Source organism: Mesorhizobium intechi, from assembly GCF_002879535.1.
GTDB classification, from domain to species: domain Bacteria; phylum Pseudomonadota; class Alphaproteobacteria; order Rhizobiales; family Rhizobiaceae; genus Mesorhizobium; species Mesorhizobium intechi.
Genome location: NZ_PNOT02000109.1, coordinates 1 through 15,569, shown reverse-complemented (window position 1 = coordinate 15,569; position 15,569 = coordinate 1). Strand labels below are relative to the sequence as shown.

Genomic DNA, 15,569 nt, shown 5'->3' with positions numbered 1-15,569 from the left:
CCTCTGGATCGAGATAGGCCGAGAGCCGTTTCTTTTTCGCGTTCTTCACAACTCAATGCCGTCATTGGGATCGAGGGCGGCCTGCCGTGCGGCACGCCGCATGACTTGGTCGACCGAGCGCTGACGGACCGCGTCGTCGTCAGGTTCGTCCCGGTCAAGGTCGAACTCGTTGTCGCGCTGTGTTGTTCGCTCCGGCGCGATGTCCTCGTGTTCGGGAATCTCGGGCTGGCGGCGTATGCCGCCATTTGCCGGATCCTCGTCCTGTAGACCCATGGAGGGCTTCGATTGCTGAGGATTGTCTTCCGACGCCGGAAGGACTGTTGTGCCGGTCCAGTCGTCGGGGTGCGACATTCCCTGGGCCGTTTCTGACTTCGGTGGCGGCAGGACACGCTCGGCAAGGCGCGGATCGGCAAAGTACCGCGCCTTCTTCGCCCGGATCGGGAACAGGCCTGACACCATGACGATGGCATCGGTCGGCGGAAGTTGCATGATCTCGCCCGGAGTCATCAGGGCGCGCGCCGTCTCCTGCCGCGACACCATTAGATGCCCGAGCCATGGCGACAACCTGTGCCCGGCATAGTTCTTCATGGCTCGCATCTCGGTTCCTGTTCCCAGCGAGTCCGACACGCGCTTGGCCGTCCGTTCGTCATTGGTGGCAAAGCTCACCCGCACATGACAATTATCGAGGATGGAATTGTTCGGCCCATAGGCCTTTTCGATCTGGTTGAGCGACTGCGCGATCAGGAAAGACTTGATGCCGTAGCCCGCCATGAAGGCCAGCGCGCTTTCGAAGAAATCAAGTCGCCCGAGTGCCGGGAACTCGTCGAGCATCATCAGCAGGCGCTGGCGATGATCCTTCGCATGGAGATCCTCCGTCAATCTGCGGCCGATCTGGTTAAGCACGAGGCGGATGAGCGGTTTTGTGCGACTGATGTCTGACGGCGGCACGACCAGATAGAGTGTCGTCGGCCTCACGCCCTCGACAAGGTCAGCGATCCGCCAATCGCATCGAGACGTCACCTTGGCCACAACCGGATCGCGGTAAAGGCCCAGAAAACTCATGGCCGTTGAAAGCACCCCGGACCGTTCATTCTCCGACTTGTTGAGCAATTCGCGTGCCGCCGATGCCACGACCGGATGCGGGCCGCCCTCGCCCAGATGCTGCGTCAGCATCATGGTGCGCAGCGTCGTCTCGATCGGCCGTTTTGGATCGGAAAGGAAACTTGCAACGCCGGCAAGCGTCTTGTCCTGTTCGGCATAGAGGACATGCAGGATCGCGCCGACCAGCAGCGCGTGGCTGGTCTTCTCCCAGTGGTTCCTGCGTTCGAGCGAGCCCTCGGGATCAACGAGCACGTCGGCCACGTTCTGCACATCTCGCACTTCCCATTCGCCTCGCCGGACTTCCAGCAGGGGATTGTAGGCGGCAGACGCCGCATTGGTCGGATCGAACAGAAGCACACGTCCGAAGCGTGCCCGCCATCCGGCGGTTAGTTCCCAGTTCTCCCCCTTGATATCGTGGATGATCGCCGAGCCCGGCCAGGTCAGCAGCGATGGCACGACCAGCCCGACGCCCTTGCCACTCCTGGTTGGCGCAAAGCACAACACGTGTTCCGGGCCGTCGTGGCGGAGATAGTGGTTCTCAAGCTTGCCGAGCACCACTCCATCCGGACCGATCATGCGTTCGGCCGCAATTTCGTCCCTCGTTGCCCAGCGCGCCGAACCATAGGTGGCGGCGTTCTTCGCCTCCCGCGCCCGCCACACCGACATCCCGATGGCCACAACGATCGCAATGAAGCTGCCACTCACCGCGATCAGCGCACCCTCTAGGAAAATCTCTGGCGCATAGGCGTCGTAGAAAAACCACCACCAGAAAAATGCGGGAGGCGGATAGACGGATTGGCCGGCAAGGTCGAACCATGGCGAGCCGAGTTGCGATTGGAAGCCGAGCCGCCATGCCGTCCACTGCGTCGCGCACCAAGTGGTGGCGAGCACGATCAGAAGGACGGTGAGGACCTGACCCCACAATATCCTGGTCGCCGGCATGTTTTCGTCTCCCGGGCTGAACAGTCAGGGCGGATAGAGAATGTTGGAACCTCGCGCACGCAAGAAGAAATGGGCGACCAGGGCAACAGGTCGAGTGCTGACGTACAAAGACTTGCATAAGGTAGGCGGTTCAGAGTGGGTTCAATCTCTATCAGACCCCCACTTGGGATTGCTCAAAGCCCGATTCCTCGCTTCCTTCCGAAATTCCAATCGACGCCATCCTTGAATCGGGCAACGCCCGTGACATGGCTGCCTAGGTGCTTGTCGAGTGATGGCGCCCATGGCACGAGCTTGAAACCGAGCCCATCTTCGATCATCGCGAAGCGGCCGGAAGCGAGCGAGAAGCGCTGCCGGTAGATGCCAGCTATTTGGTCGCCTTCCGAAGCCTTCGTGAACGGCAGTCCGATCTTGTCAGCGAGCTGAGCGCCGAATGTGTTCACCTCACGGTCGCGCAGCGTGTCGATCAGATTGCGGCCGAAGACGAAGCGTTGATCGTCGCGCCGTGCGAGGCCCTGCTCAATAAGGTGGTCTGCGCGATCCTTTAGCGCCTGCTTCACTTCCCCGCCGAAGCCGCCCTCCCCAACTTCGACGGCTGCACGCGCGACAAGCTGACGGTCGAGCCAGGTCGCGCCATGGGCATGGATTTGTTCTTCAATCGAGGGGTCGGAGCGGACGGCGAGTGCAACGCGGCCGCGGCCCTTCGCATCCTCGTAGCGACGAAGCTCGACGATCGAGCCCCGGGCGGAATCGCCGGTAGCGTCTAGATCTTGAAACCGGATGTGATGGGCACGACCGTCGATACCGTCCACGATGGCATAAGCCGAGCCTTGTAGCTCATCGTCGAGCCCGCGCTCCAACAGCCGACCGATGATAGGTGTGTCGATCTGCTCAGCTGCAAGGACATAATCGGCTGCGCCTTTGTGGATGCCATGGCCGGTTAGGCTGCGATGCAAGCGCTTGATGATGTCGCCGCGCTCGCCAAGCGCGCGCAAGGTGGGTTCGGCCTCATCCGCCATGATCCATTGGCCCGGGCCGACCTCGCTGGCGAGGCCGAGGCTTTCAAGCCTGCGGAGCCGCCCTACCTTGAGCGTCAGAAATTCGTCCGGCTGGCTATCAGGGTGAAGTGCGAGATCGATAGTGCCATCGCGATCTGCGTCGCGAACGAGCTGGCGGTCGAGCTGTGTCCAGCGCTCGGTATCGACCTGCTGTACGATAGTCTGGCGAATGTCGTGATCGGTGCGTGGTCCAAGTATCTGGGTTAGGATGTCGCTCGCCCGGTCGCGCATGCCCTGGCTTATGTAGTCCCGTGCGATGACAAGGTTCTCGCCATCGTCGGAAACGCCACGCACAAGAATATGAACATGCGGATGTTCGGTGTTCCAATGGTCAACGCCGATCCAATCGAGCTTCGTGCCGAGATCGCGCTCCATGTCGACCATCAGGTTGCGAGCGAAGCCTTCGAGGTCGCCCAACTCGTGGGCGTCGTCCGGTGAGACGATGAAACGGAAATGATGCCGGTCGTCCTTGCATCGCTCGGCAAAACCGTCGTGGTCGGCCTCGTCCGTGCCGGGCCCAAACATCTTCGCCTTCTCGCCGTCGCGCGTCACGCCTTCTCGACGAAGGTATTTGAGATGAGCAGCGAGCGGCGCCGAGCTTCTGAATTGACGAGCGACCCGCGCTTTGACAATGGCACCGCGCGAGCGGCCAGTGATGAGGCGATTGGCCCGAATGCTTGCCGACCGGCCGCGTCCGAAGATGGAGTTCCGTGGCGAAATGATCCGGCCTTGGCGCGAGATTTGCCCGCCCGCCAGTTCTGCCGCTGCGAGTGCCTGGACGAGAAAGGGGCGTGCGCGCTGGCCAGCTCGGGAGCGGATACGGCCAGGGCGCACACGAAAACTATCGTCACGATTCATAGGCGCTAAGCCCGCGAGGTGCGATTTTCATTGTAAATCTTGAGGAAACGGCGAGCGCGCACATCGCCATTTACGTGAGCACATCGCAAAGCGAGACAAAAACAGTAAGAAAAACAACCAACCGACCGAGCCGCACATCGTGGCCCTTTATCCTGCCATCCCTCCCCGGCTTCCTCGGTCGCTCTCCCTGCCTCCGCCGATCCCGCGACAGAACAGGCCAAAATGCGATTTGCGATAAATCCACAAATCATCGCAATTCACTAAGAGCGCGTGGGATGAAGAGGCTGTTTGTAGCTGGCCTCAGTGCGGTACGGGCATCCTCAGGCTCGGTATCCGGCGGAGGCTCAAGCGCCGTCAGGTCGTTCACCGCTGTGTCGATTTGCGACGGCAAGGCGGCTGAACGGATTTCAGTGAACACAGTTTGGTCGATGAGATCGGCGCCGCCATTCCTCCATGCCATGGTGTCATTCATCGCGACAGTGCCGCGCCCGAAAAGCTGCGAACGATCTGCCCTCGACCTGCTTCCCGATCCTCGCGAGTCTGGCGGAATTTCGACGGCACCACTGATCAGCCGCGTAAGCTTTGCGACGTAGTCGATCGTCTCCCTAGGCAGCGGACGACTCTTGGAAATATGCTCCTCGTACCGCTGTGGTCCGGCATTATAGGCCGCCAGAAATCCCTTCGTGCCGAACCGGTCGAGCATCTGGCGAAGATAGGCGGCGCCCGCCAGGATGTTGTCTCGCGGGTTGAAGGGGTCGGTGCCGAGACCATGCTTGATGCGCAGTTCGCCCCAGGTCGCCGGCATGATCTGCATCAGGCCGATCGCACCTCTGGGTGAGACTGCATGAACATTGCCAACGCTCTCGACATGCATGACGGCGCGTATCAAGCACTTGGGAAGGTCAAAACGTTTGGCGGCCTCGAAGATGTAACGGGACCACTCGCCGCGCGTCCCTACCGCTCTTCCGGCGCAGGATTTTAGCACGGGTGGTGACGTTACTTCCGCCGCGTCGACCGCAGAACCAAGCAAGAGAAGCGCGCATGCTGAGAGCATCGGCAAGCATTGGCGAACGGTGACGCGCGCACCGCTGTCCCGATAGGCCGACAGCCTGCCGCCGTGCTCGCTTCCGTCAAGAGCAAGGCTTCGCCGATCGGACCTATGTCCCATGCGTAGGAGCGCAAACAACGCCCCAATCGATTGACAAATGTCTGGTCGCCCTTGACCTCCGCTGCGCGCGACGGCCGCCTGATCGGCGATCGGGTCGAAGGGTTTGACCGGCGCTCGATCGATCAAAGGGTTTGCCGGTACAAGACCGACGATGCGCGATCGAAGCATCGAACTCAGGCTCGCTCTTCGCGCTTCGAGGGCCGGCTCCAGTGCAAGTTCCAGACATCCTTTTCGGTGCCGGCCTGGAACAGATTGGCGCGGATCGGCTGCGTGAACGACGGATCGTCGATGAGCACCGAGAGATAGGCGCCGGCCTTGTCGCCGGTGCGATCCCACGCCGCACCGATCTCAACGCCGTCGCAATAGATGCGGTGTTCCGGCGCATTTTCCGCGTCCGATTTCTCGACAGGCAGGATGGCGAGCTTGGCGTCGATGGTCAGCGTACAGATGTTGCCGAAGAAGCCATCATCGTTGCGGGTAAAGATGCCGATCTGACTCATGCTGGTATCCTCTCGTTGCAAAGTGAGTGAGCTGTTGGAAGCCGGTTCTCGGGAGACATCCGGTGCCGGAGATGTGCCATTCTGGTCCAGACGGGGACCGCCCGGCCGACGATTGCGGTGAGTGGGAGCGGACCGAAATAGCGACCGTCAAAACTGTCGGCGATGTCCCCGTTCATGAGGAACACTTCGCCGTCGGCGAGCACGCGGCAGCCCTGCCAGACAGGTAGCCATCGGCCTTCGGTGTCGCGCTCCCGCGCATACCCATAGGTCTTGCCGCGCGCGATAATGACAGACCCGCGACGACAAACGGTTTCACCGCCAAGCGCCAGGACGTGCTTCAAGAGCGGAACACCGCGCGGCAGATATCGCCGCTCGGCGAGGAAGTCCGCCAGCGGCTCGGGCGGCATGACGACGGCGAGATCGCCCACACCGATCGTGCGGCCAGGCTCGATGCGATAGAGTCCAATCGGAACGCTCGCCGACGCATTCCAGATCAACCACGGAGCATGTCGGCTCAGGGCCGGGGAGACGCTAAGCGTCGCGCCGGCGAGCATTGCCACGACGATCGTGCCCCGCCCGGTCATGGCTCGATCCTGCGACGAAGAAGCCATGCTTCATGGCGCTGCAGTGTGTAAGCCCTGGGGCTCTCACGCGCGGCGAACCGGCTGTGGACATGCCGCCAGTATTCCGGCGCGACGTCGATTGGATCTATGCCGAGCGCTTCGGTGGTGTCGATGATCTGCAGCACGCGCTCGACATTCGGCCATCCAATGACGGTCAGCAGGATGTCGGCGCCAGGCCGCACATAGGCGACGGTCGAGCAACGTTTGCTCGCACCGACGGCACGCAGGATGTCGATGCGCGAGGCGACGGTGCCAAAGTCGTTGGCCGTCCAGCGGACGAAGGCGAAGATGCTTCCAGCCTCGAAGGCAACGACGCGCCGGCTTCTGTCGACGTTCCTGTTCTCGACGGTTTTGCCGAAGCGGATGTAGTTCTCGATCCGCTTCTTCAGCCAAATCAGTTCGACATGGGTGAGCCCGCTCATGCCGACCCCCACTGCGAGAAACTGGCGGCCGCATTGGCGTCCGAGGGGGTCGAACGAAGCTCTGCCTCATCGGCATGTGGACCAATTTCGATCGCGTCAAATGCGCACCGGCGGTGACCTGGCAGAGGCCATTTACAATCTCCGGGAACCGGGAGTTCCGTTAGAAAGAATCCGAAGGATTCGAAGTTAGATAAGTTAGAGGCGCGAATTCGGCTTTCGTTTCCATGGATTGATCGCGATTTGGGTTCCTGAAATGACGAGGAATGGGTTCCCGAAATGCCGTCCCGCCGGGTTCCTGAAATGACGAGTTGATTCACAGGCTGTCCTCCGTCGCCCTAGTCTTGCCGAAGCGGTTGAACGGATCCCGGTGACAGGCTTTGAAAGTGAGCAGCGGCTCGCCGGCCTGGGTTGCGCCGAGGGCAAGCCTGTAGCCAGGCAGGGATTGCCGGCGAACGATGCCGCGTACCTCGAAGGCGAAGCGCTTGTAGGCCGAGAGGGCCCCGGACTTGACGTGCAGATGGCGGAGGTCAAATGACCAGCCATGCGTCTGTCGTCCGCCGTGTTTGCGCACAAGACGATAGAGCCAGCGCTCGATGCCGCCGGTCAGATCAAAGTACGCGCAATCGATCGTGAGCACGAAGGCGTCGACCATGATGCCGGCGTAGAACCAGTCCGGTAGGACAAGCTCGATACCGAGCGGCCTGCCGCGATGATCGGCCCGCTCTTTCCATTCGTTGATCCAGGAGAAGCGGTGCATGCGCCGTTCGGTTGGCTGGCGGATCGAAGTGGCGACGGTGGTTGACTGCAACCGGTCCAGGGCCGCCTTAAGCAGCAAATATTCCCGGGCGGACGTACCCCGACCAATAAAGCTCAGAATCTCGTGCGGCGTCGCCGCCATCATGCGCGAGGTCCGCAGTCCGTTGTCACGGGCGTCGACAATCTGGGAGGCGGCCCAGATCAGGATGTCGGCATCCCAGATGGTCGCCATGCCGTGCTCGCTGGTCGCCTCGACGCGGATGGCGATCTCGCCCATGCGAAAGTCGATCGGCGTGACGCGCCGCGATTTGGCGAGCGAGAAGAATGGCCAGGCCATCAGGTCCTGCGCGTCGCGCAACGCCATCTTGCCGGCGCGCGCATGGAACAGCCCAGTCGGCTGCAAGTCTGTCGGTATTGGCCGCATGTCGACATCCCGCAGCGGAAGTCTCAGCGCGACTTGCCGGCGTAAGCCGGTGCGCGCGCCGCATGCGGCTTGGCGGGCGGAACGTAGGTGGCGTTTGTATCGCTTGTGGATGTGCGAGCGCCAAGCTCGATCCAGGCATGTAGGTCATCGATGTCGTAGAGAACGCGGCCACCGACCTTGCGGTATTTGGGACCGGTGCCGTAGGTCCGGTGTTTTTCCAGCGTTCGGGCACAAAGGCCGACAACTGGTGCGGCCTCCTTTGTGCGAAGGTATTTTTGGGGCGCGTCCGCGGGACCCTTCGACATCGCTCGATCTCCATTCGGTTCTGCTGTCGTCCTGGCCTGCCGGGACGCGCGAAACGGACGATGGCCGAATTGAGAAAAAGGGAGGGAGGGCAAAGATCAGGGAAGCGTTTTTGCTACCCTTTGCCGGAAAGATATCAACTGTCAGATTTACGGCTGCGGCTTTGGGGATAGATGAGAAGGTCGCGATAGCCACCAGCGACCAGCCGGTTTGCACGGCGCAGGATCGCACGCACCTTGTGGCGAAGATGATGGTCGCGCCAGTCGCGGGCAGCTATATGCTCGCAGGACAGCAACTCTTCGGCGATCTGACGGTAGGCCGCCTTCGCTCTCCTCGCATCGTGGGCGCGCAGATTGAGGATGTGCCTCAGCTTTGTCTGTTGCGGCAGGGAGCCATAGTGGACACCGGGCGGTCGGCCGTTCAGCGCTCGCCAGAACCGACGAGCCGCGTCGAGGCGGGTTTCGAAGTTCTCGTCGAGCAGCAACACAACGGCATCGATACTGTCGGCGTAGTCCGAGGTATCGATGAGGATGTGGTGCTTCCCGGAGGTGCTTGGCCACACGGCATGACGTTGCTCCGCCTCCGCCCGGGTGTGGGCCGCGCCAAGTTGAGTGAGTCGAACGGCCGGTCGCGAAGAGCCAGCGGAAGCTGTCAACTTCGTCGCGCGGAGAACCCGTGGCGAAGCCTCTTCCGTCCAGACGATATGTTTGGGTGATAGGGGCTTGTCACCGACAACTGTGAAATCGGGCGCCCCAGCGAGCGGCGAAGTCGGGGGAGCCGGCGAGTTTTCCCGGTGCTATTGCCGATGATGCTAGCCGACCACACTCGGCGGCGAAGTCATCGTTCCGGATCAGATACTCGGCGGCGAATTCGTCGGCTTCATGGCCGCGCATGTGCTCGTATTGCGCCGGATCGGTCCAATCGCTACGCGACATGGCTGCGGTCCTTCATCCGATGCCCGCAGTTGGTTGTGGGCTTCGGAGCCAGCATCCGAAGCGACAGTTCGCTTGGGTAGTCAGAGATTCAGCAAACCGGTTTGCTCATTCGGCACAGCCGGCCTCTGCGGCAATGCCGCTCAGTGTGGGGCGCCGCCCGCCAGGAGATATTTGTAGCCGCTGGCCGTCATCCATCGAGCGCGGGCAAGATGGGTTTCCCACGCCTTGAAAGCCCGCTCGGGCTCGTTCACAGGATCGATGTGCAAAACGATCCTGGCCACCTCGCGCCAATCCGCGTCCTCGGCTGCAGCATCGAGAAGACGAATGTAAGTGAGGAGGTGCTCCTCGTCGTAGCCGGTGAGGATGGAGGCGTCCGGCGCAACGTTGGCGACATCGGGATCGAGCAGAGGTTTAAGCAAAGTCTGAACTGTCCCGCTTCAAAAGAGCCATTCTTCAGGTCTGACTCTGAGTATAGCGAATAGGAACGATCATTCCTAGAACGATAGTTCCTCTTCTGGTCCGTAGTCGTCATGGATCTCAAGGAGATCATGGCGGTCAATTTGCGTCGTTTGCGCCATGATCAGGATGTGACGCAGGAGGAGCTGGCAGCCCGCGCTGGGTTGAGCATGCGTTACGTTGGTTCGATCGAACGTGCTCGAGTTTCGGCCAGCGTCAGTGTCCTCGGTAGAATCGCTGCTGCGCTTCACGTCGACCCGTGCGAGCTCATTAGAGCAGTAAAACGGTGAGTCGACACTGGGCGGATCGTTGCGGGCTGGCGAGACGATACATAGGTCCGAATATGCATTCGACAGCCAATATGACTGCAGTCGCTTCGCGAGCCGGGCGGAGCACGGCGAGCCGCGGCCGCCAGACATGCGCGGCCGCGACGGTTGATCCGCGTTCGCAGATCGAAGGGCAAATTGTGTGAACATCTGCGCGGCCGGATGTCCGGCCGCGCATGTCGGACGGTTAGGTAGCCTTTTCGAGCAACGCCTTCGCCTTTCCTTCAAGCTCAAGCCGGCTGTCCTGATGGGATTTGGTGCGGGCGTGCGCAGTCATGCCTTGCACGAAATCGAAGATGCTCTCGGGTGGCCTGCCTTCTTCGTGCAAAACCGCCTCGATGATCTTGCCGGTTTCGCCCTTGGAGAACCCGCGCTTGCGCAGGAAGCTTTCGCGGTCGTCATCGCTGCGAGCGACGATCTTCTCGCGGGCAGACTTGATGCCGGCGATGAAGGGCGAAGGTGAGGAATTGGCAAAGCTCGTCAGGGCAGGTGCTGCCTCATGGGCAAAACGCTGCGCAGCGAATTTCGAATGCCGGATGCTGATCTCTTGAAAACCTTCGACACCCCAAAGATTGCGGTTCATGCAGACTGCGCGAAGATAGAAAGAGGCGATGCCGAGGGTTTTGCTGCCGACTTCCGAATTCCAGCAATAAAACCCCCGGAAATACAAATCCGGCTCTCCGTTCGGCAGGCGTCCGGCCTCGATCGGGTGGGTGTCGTCCACCAGAAATAGGAACACGTCGCGGTCGCTGGCGTAAAGCGTGGTCGTGTCTTTTGTAATGTCCACAAAGGGGTTGTGCGTCATCGTCGCCCAATCCAGCATTCCCGGCACTTTCCACATAGTGTCTCCGGTGCCGTTCCCTGCGATATTCATGACAGCGGCAACAAGCTCGTGATCCCAGATACGGCCATAGTCCGGGCCGGTTACGGCGCGCAACTCGATGCGTCCGTCCTCTGCCTCCAGGGTTTTCACAAGCTCGGCGCGGTGATTGAGCAAGCCGTGCTGCAGGTTGATGCCTGCCAACGGTGCGGGAAGTTGGCGCATGTAAGTCGCGGGAGCGCCGACAAGGCTGCACAACTGGCCGAAGCTCCAATGCGTAGGTGCAATAGGCTGGTCCTGTCCGGGAACAATGAGCGAAAGCCTTTCCGCATTTTCGCGGCTTGCCTCAACCTTCACTGCCCGGCTCTCCACAGTCCGGGCCGTGGCCCGGTCCGCACGGGCGCGCACGCTGTCGTAAAGTTCGGTAAGCGACAGATAGCGCTCATCGTCGGGGCGCGAAAACCATTCCGACGAAACGCGACAGACGCGCTCGCCACGCGAGATGTCCACGCGAAAGCCGCCGGAAACATGCTGCTGGCCGTTGTCGGTCCCGTTGGTATTCGTGATCATGTTCATTGCTCTCACTCCTTTTTTCGTCAATGCCGAAGGCATGTCCCCCGGCATGCCTTCCGGGGGCGCGTGAGCGCGCGGGAGTGATGGGGGCCAATGCCGTCGCGCGGAGCCGGGCTGCGCGGTCGAGCGAAGCGGATGGAATTGAGTTGAGAGTTGTGTGATCAGTCAGCCGCTTTGCGAGCCGGCGGCCCTGCTCTGCAACAGACGGCATTGGCGGGGAAGCGAGGGAAAGTCCCCTCGCTTTCCTGAAGGCTATGGGCAAGGTTATCCGCAGTCGATCAGAACGATGAAAACGAAGCTTGCCATTACAATATTGGCGAGAGGAGTGGATTGTAGAAAGGAAACGGACTATTTGCCAAATTGGCGGAACGGGTAATCACACGTCTTTAGTGCGTCCGATGAGACAAGAGGAAAACTGCATGACCATTTCACCCGAACAAGACGGCCAAACGGATATCGTGTCGATCGCGGCCGACATTGTCGCCGCCTATGTGTCGAACAATCCACTGCCGGTCGCGGAACTGCCAAAGCTGATCAGCGACGTTCATGCCGCATTGCAAGGGATCGGCACACCTGCGGCTGAACCCGTGGTGAAACTGGAGCCAGCCGTATCGATCAGGAAGTCGGTGACGCCTGACTACATCATCTGCCTGGAGGATGGGAAAAAATTCAAATCCCTGAAGCGACACCTCAACGTGCACTACAATCTCAGCCCTGACGAATACCGGGCGAAGTGGAGCCTGCCTGCCGACTATCCGATGGTGGCGCCGAACTATGCCGCGGCGCGCTCGGCGCTGGCGAAGGCAGCCGGGCTCGGACGCAAACCGGCAGAGCCCGCACCGGCTGTGACACCCAAAGCAAAACGGACTGCTCGCGCGGTCGCCGCGGCGGCCGCGCCAGTGGTCGCGAAATCTCCGGTCAACAAACCGCGCAAAATTGCTACCAAGGCCTAGCCTGCTGCACCGAACTGACTATCTTTTGGCCGGTGGCGGATCTGAACATGGCGAAGCCCCGTCCGGCGGACGGGGCTTCTCTTTTGCTTGGTGCCGATTTCACTCGGCGGCGCGGCGGGACCAGATGAGGGAGAATTCGCCCTGCGTTTCGGTCTCGACCAGGCTCGCGTAGATCGGAGCGGGGAAGCTCGGGTCGTCGAGCTTGACGGAGTGGTATTCGCGGCCCTCCCGGGAGGTCTTCTTCCATGCCGCACCGAACTCGGTGGCGCCGGCGAAGATGCGGTAGTCCGGACCCTTTTCATTGTCGCCTTCGGCGGGGACGAAATCGACTGTCTTGACGTTGAGGTTGAGGGTCTTGACCGAGCCCTTGAAGCCCTTTGCGGTGCTGGTGAACATGCCGATCGTAGCCATTGTGGTGGTTCCTTCCGTTTGACCGGGCCGCGCCCATCGCGACCTCGATGGAGGTCTTGAGACCGGAGGCGATCGGCCTGCACCCACCGGGGTCCCCGTTGCGCTTGCGCAATGGGGTGGTCATTCGGGCTGGAACGGAGTGGAAGGCGGCCAGCGATGGCTTTTTTGTTTCGCGATGCAAAGCCGGCCTTTTGGGCCGGCGGCGGAAAAAAGCCAGCGCTGGACGTTGCAGGAAGACGATCGAGGCGAAGCCGGTCTTCGGTCAGACCCAATCCATTCGAGGACGCAGTGGGCGTGTCCAACCAGCAGACGAGGAGGAACCGCCGCAATGGCTATGTGGTCGCGCTTCTCATCCGGACCGCAAACGCTGCTGGGCCGATCTGAAAGCTAGCCCATCCTCGCCGGCAAGACGGCGATTGCCGCCGCCCTTGGAGAATGGAAATCAAGGCAAGACACTCGCGCTGGCGGGTGCTTCGTCAGTCGCGGCATGGATAGCAGACACACGGCATCCCCGGGGGGGCAGACGATTACCCCTTCGAGCTTCTCAACTGTCCAACGGGTTCATCTAGATTCGCAATGCGGGCATGGTCGGAATCAACAACAGCGCGGATACGCGTCAAGCTGAACCGATGGACTGTCGTGCCATTCGCCTCAAGCGGAAAACAGGCTGGCGGCGGACGGGGCATCGCCAAGGGAGGAGCCGCGACACCTTGCTCTGTCCTCTGTGTCGTGCGGTCGAGGTCCCCGGCCACGCTGAACAGCGTGGCCGGAAAATTCAAACGGTGTCCGGAGCCGCCTTGGCGGCTCCGGGTTCTGCCATTCATTCGGCGGCGACGTCAAAGCCCTGACTTGCCCCGCTTACGCTAGAGCCGTCAGAGGTTACGGCATCTGCATCGTCCAGAGGCACGAGGTCTGTCATAGGAGACTCGTCCATGATCGCTTCCCCGGCTGTCAGATCAGCCCGGTCAGAGACCGTCGCGGGCTCCAAGGTCCGTAGCTGTGCTGGCAACCAGCCGGTCGCCGCCAGCAACTGCTCGGCGGCTTCGGCCATCGGCTGCTTCTTCAACGCGACAAGCCTCTCCGCTGCTTCATTGCTGGCAGCCTCACTTACAGCGGCGAGAATGTGCGCCTTGGTAATCCGCCCGAGATAGGTGCGCACGGTCGGCGTCCAGTGTGCCGTCATGTCGAGCCCAAGCGCCGTCGCAAGCTTATCCGCCGTTTCGTGGGCGCGGGGCTTGCGCTCCCAAGGCTGCTTCACCGCATTGACGGTGAGCGAGGCGCAATGCGCAAACAACGCCATGACACTTGCGTGGTCAAGCGAGGCGATGAAGCCCCACAGGTCCGCGACGTTGGCCGGCATGTCCGCCGCCCATCCTGCATGTCGATCCGCCAGCGCCTTGGCCGGTGCCGTGTCTTCGATGCCATCGGCGTGACCACCGAGGTGGAGGCTCGTCGGCCGGATTTCCAGGCAATGAGCTTCCATGCCCTGGTAGAACGCCTGCGCTGCCAACGTATGCGTCACGGCGATAAGGGCAACGTCCGGCTGCTCGCCAAGCGCAAGGCGAAGGCCGAGCGTCCTATTGGCAGTGAGGTCGCGGATGAGAAGGTCAGAAAGTGGTTTGCCGTCTTCCTCCGCATCTTCGTCGCTCCCACCATCGGGGTCTGGACTGACATCGGCATCGATGATCTCGCCATCACCGTTGATGGTCAGGCTTTCGCCCCTTGCCTCCGGCTCCGGCAATTCGTCCTCGGCGCGAATAAAGCCACGTTCGATGCGAGCCGTTCCATCATGAGAAAGCATGACGAAAACGCCACCGCGCGTGATGACATCCGGGTCGTAAGCGTGGCGCATGGCGTCGATGCGCTCGATCTCGGCTTCAAGCTCGCCGAAACGCTTGTCGATGTCGTCCGGCAGTTCCTCGGCGCTCTTCCACTCCTCCGTCAGTTGGTTGAACGTATCGAATGCCGCTTGATAGGCGGCCTCGTCTTCTTCCGACAACGCCACCGGCTGCGGGTAGGTACGGCGCAGGCCGTGCGCGTGCGGATAGTCGATGTGGACATCAGCCCATTTCCAGCCCTCGGCTTGTGTGATGGTTTCGGCGACACCTTGCAGCTTCTCGATGACCATACGGTCTAGCAAAGCTGCATCGTCATAGAAGCCACCACGATCATCGGTGAACAGGTCGCGGATGATCATACCGCCCGCGTCGATGTAGTCTTCCGCGCCGATGAAAACGGCGCGGCGATCGGCAGCTGCAATGTGCGTCCGCGTCAGTTCACGGCGGATTATGTAGGGATCGCGATTGTAGGAGAGGTGTTCGAAAACCTGCTCCTGCCGGGCGTGATCGTCGGTTATGGCGAAGGCCATCAACTGGTCAAGCGTCAGGTCGCCATCGCGATAGACCTGCATCAGCTTGGTGCTGGCCGCGCCGAGACGCAGGCGCTGCCGCACGACATGCGCGGTAATGCCGAAGCGGGCGGCGATTTCCTCCGCACCCCATCCGCGCTCTTCGTGAAGCTCACGGAACGCCTCGAACTGATCGGCGGGGTGCATCGCCTCGCGGGTGATGTTCTCGTCCAGGCTGATCTCACGCGCATCGTTCACGGTGTCGATAATGCAGCGTATTGGTTCGGTCTTCTTGATCTGCTTGCGCTTCACGCGCAAAAGCTGCGCCAGCCTACGGCCTTCGCCGATGCTGACGAGATAGAAGCCGGTTTCCGCGCCCTCGCCGTCAAGCTCCGGCTCCACCACGAGGTTTTGCAGGATACCCTTGGCGGCTATGCTCGCCGCATAGGCCTCAATGATCGCCTCGCTATGCGGCGTCTTGCGCGCATTGCGAGGCGACTTCTTCAACTTGTTCAGGGGAATGAAAAGCTCGGTGCCATTCTTGCTGGCATTTGCGGTTTCAACATTCTGCGCATGGATGGTCATGTTTCTGATCC

15 protein-coding genes and 1 pseudogene are annotated in these 15,569 nt (G+C 61.2%); 2 read left to right on the top strand and 14 right to left on the bottom strand.

Annotated features, from left to right (window positions below):
- Positions 1 to 45: 45 nt before the first annotated feature.
- From C1D09_RS10170 to C1D09_RS10125, 11 genes are all read right to left on the bottom strand, one after another.
- Entirely contained in the window at positions 46 to 2,043 is a 1,998-nt protein-coding gene (locus C1D09_RS10170; protein WP_143974139.1) for a conjugal transfer protein TraG, read from the bottom strand.
- A gap of 173 nt (positions 2,044 to 2,216) precedes the next feature.
- Complete coding sequence (locus C1D09_RS10165; RefSeq protein ID WP_143974138.1) at positions 2,217 to 3,956, bottom strand: relaxase/mobilization nuclease domain-containing protein; 1,740 nt, start codon at positions 3,954 to 3,956, stop codon at positions 2,217 to 2,219.
- Between the two features lie 247 nt (positions 3,957 to 4,203).
- A complete protein-coding gene (locus C1D09_RS10160) occupies positions 4,204 to 5,292 on the bottom strand; it encodes a lytic transglycosylase domain-containing protein (RefSeq protein ID WP_246135697.1) in 1,089 nt (362 codons plus the stop codon).
- 5 nt (positions 5,293 to 5,297) lie between these two features.
- A complete protein-coding gene (locus C1D09_RS10155; protein ID WP_143974157.1) occupies positions 5,298 to 5,624 on the bottom strand; it encodes a DUF736 domain-containing protein in 327 nt (108 codons plus the stop codon).
- Positions 5,621 to 6,208: a S26 family signal peptidase gene (locus tag C1D09_RS10150; protein ID WP_167514558.1), complete on the bottom strand. Its 588-nt coding sequence runs from the start codon at positions 6,206 to 6,208 to the stop codon at positions 5,621 to 5,623. Before C1D09_RS10150 ends, C1D09_RS10155 begins: the two co-directional genes overlap by 4 nt.
- Complete coding sequence (locus C1D09_RS10145; protein ID WP_143974137.1) at positions 6,205 to 6,669, bottom strand: DUF2840 domain-containing protein; 465 nt, start codon at positions 6,667 to 6,669, stop codon at positions 6,205 to 6,207. Before C1D09_RS10145 ends, C1D09_RS10150 begins: the two co-directional genes overlap by 4 nt.
- A gap of 313 nt (positions 6,670 to 6,982) precedes the next feature.
- A complete protein-coding gene (locus C1D09_RS10140; RefSeq protein ID WP_143974136.1) occupies positions 6,983 to 7,849 on the bottom strand; it encodes a replication initiator protein A in 867 nt (288 codons plus the stop codon).
- A 23-nt stretch (positions 7,850 to 7,872) separates the two neighbouring features.
- The gene (locus C1D09_RS10135; protein ID WP_143974135.1) at positions 7,873 to 8,154 is read right to left on the bottom strand and encodes a helix-turn-helix transcriptional regulator; all 282 of its coding nucleotides are present in this window, start codon (positions 8,152 to 8,154) and stop codon (positions 7,873 to 7,875) included.
- 134 nt (positions 8,155 to 8,288) lie between these two features.
- Positions 8,289 to 8,714, bottom strand: coding sequence for a DUF2285 domain-containing protein (locus C1D09_RS10130; protein ID WP_167514559.1), 426 nt, complete (start codon positions 8,712 to 8,714; stop codon positions 8,289 to 8,291).
- Positions 8,715 to 8,877: 163 nt separating this feature from the next.
- Entirely contained in the window at positions 8,878 to 9,087 is a 210-nt protein-coding gene (locus C1D09_RS34325; RefSeq protein WP_425463412.1) for a transcriptional regulator domain-containing protein, read from the bottom strand.
- Positions 9,088 to 9,227: 140 nt separating this feature from the next.
- Positions 9,228 to 9,506: a DNA -binding domain-containing protein gene (locus C1D09_RS10125; RefSeq protein WP_143974133.1), complete on the bottom strand. Its 279-nt coding sequence runs from the start codon at positions 9,504 to 9,506 to the stop codon at positions 9,228 to 9,230.
- Positions 9,507 to 9,617: 111 nt separating this feature from the next.
- Here C1D09_RS10125 and C1D09_RS10120 point away from each other — a divergent pair, with 111 nt between their 5' ends.
- Positions 9,618 to 9,833, top strand: a complete 216-nt coding sequence (locus tag C1D09_RS10120) for a helix-turn-helix domain-containing protein (RefSeq protein ID WP_143974132.1) — start codon at positions 9,618 to 9,620, stop codon at positions 9,831 to 9,833.
- Between the two features lie 223 nt (positions 9,834 to 10,056).
- Here the strand turns inward: C1D09_RS10120 and C1D09_RS10115 are convergent, their stop codons facing one another.
- Positions 10,057 to 11,265, bottom strand: a complete 1,209-nt coding sequence (locus C1D09_RS10115) for a DUF932 domain-containing protein (RefSeq protein ID WP_143974131.1) — start codon at positions 11,263 to 11,265, stop codon at positions 10,057 to 10,059.
- Between the two features lie 416 nt (positions 11,266 to 11,681).
- Here C1D09_RS10115 and C1D09_RS10110 point away from each other — a divergent pair.
- Positions 11,682 to 12,128 (top strand): annotated as a pseudogene (locus C1D09_RS10110) (Ros/MucR family transcriptional regulator); the annotation flags it as partial.
- 186 nt (positions 12,129 to 12,314) lie between these two features.
- Here the strand turns inward: C1D09_RS10110 and C1D09_RS10105 are convergent.
- Positions 12,315 to 12,626 carry a DUF736 domain-containing protein gene (locus C1D09_RS10105; RefSeq protein WP_143974129.1) on the bottom strand — a complete coding sequence of 104 codons (312 nt, stop codon included), beginning with the start codon at positions 12,624 to 12,626 and terminating at the stop codon, positions 12,315 to 12,317.
- A gap of 820 nt (positions 12,627 to 13,446) precedes the next feature.
- Positions 13,447 to 15,558, bottom strand: a complete 2,112-nt coding sequence (locus C1D09_RS10100; RefSeq protein ID WP_143974128.1) for a ParB/RepB/Spo0J family partition protein — start codon at positions 15,556 to 15,558, stop codon at positions 13,447 to 13,449.
- Positions 15,559 to 15,569: the final 11 nt, after the last annotated feature.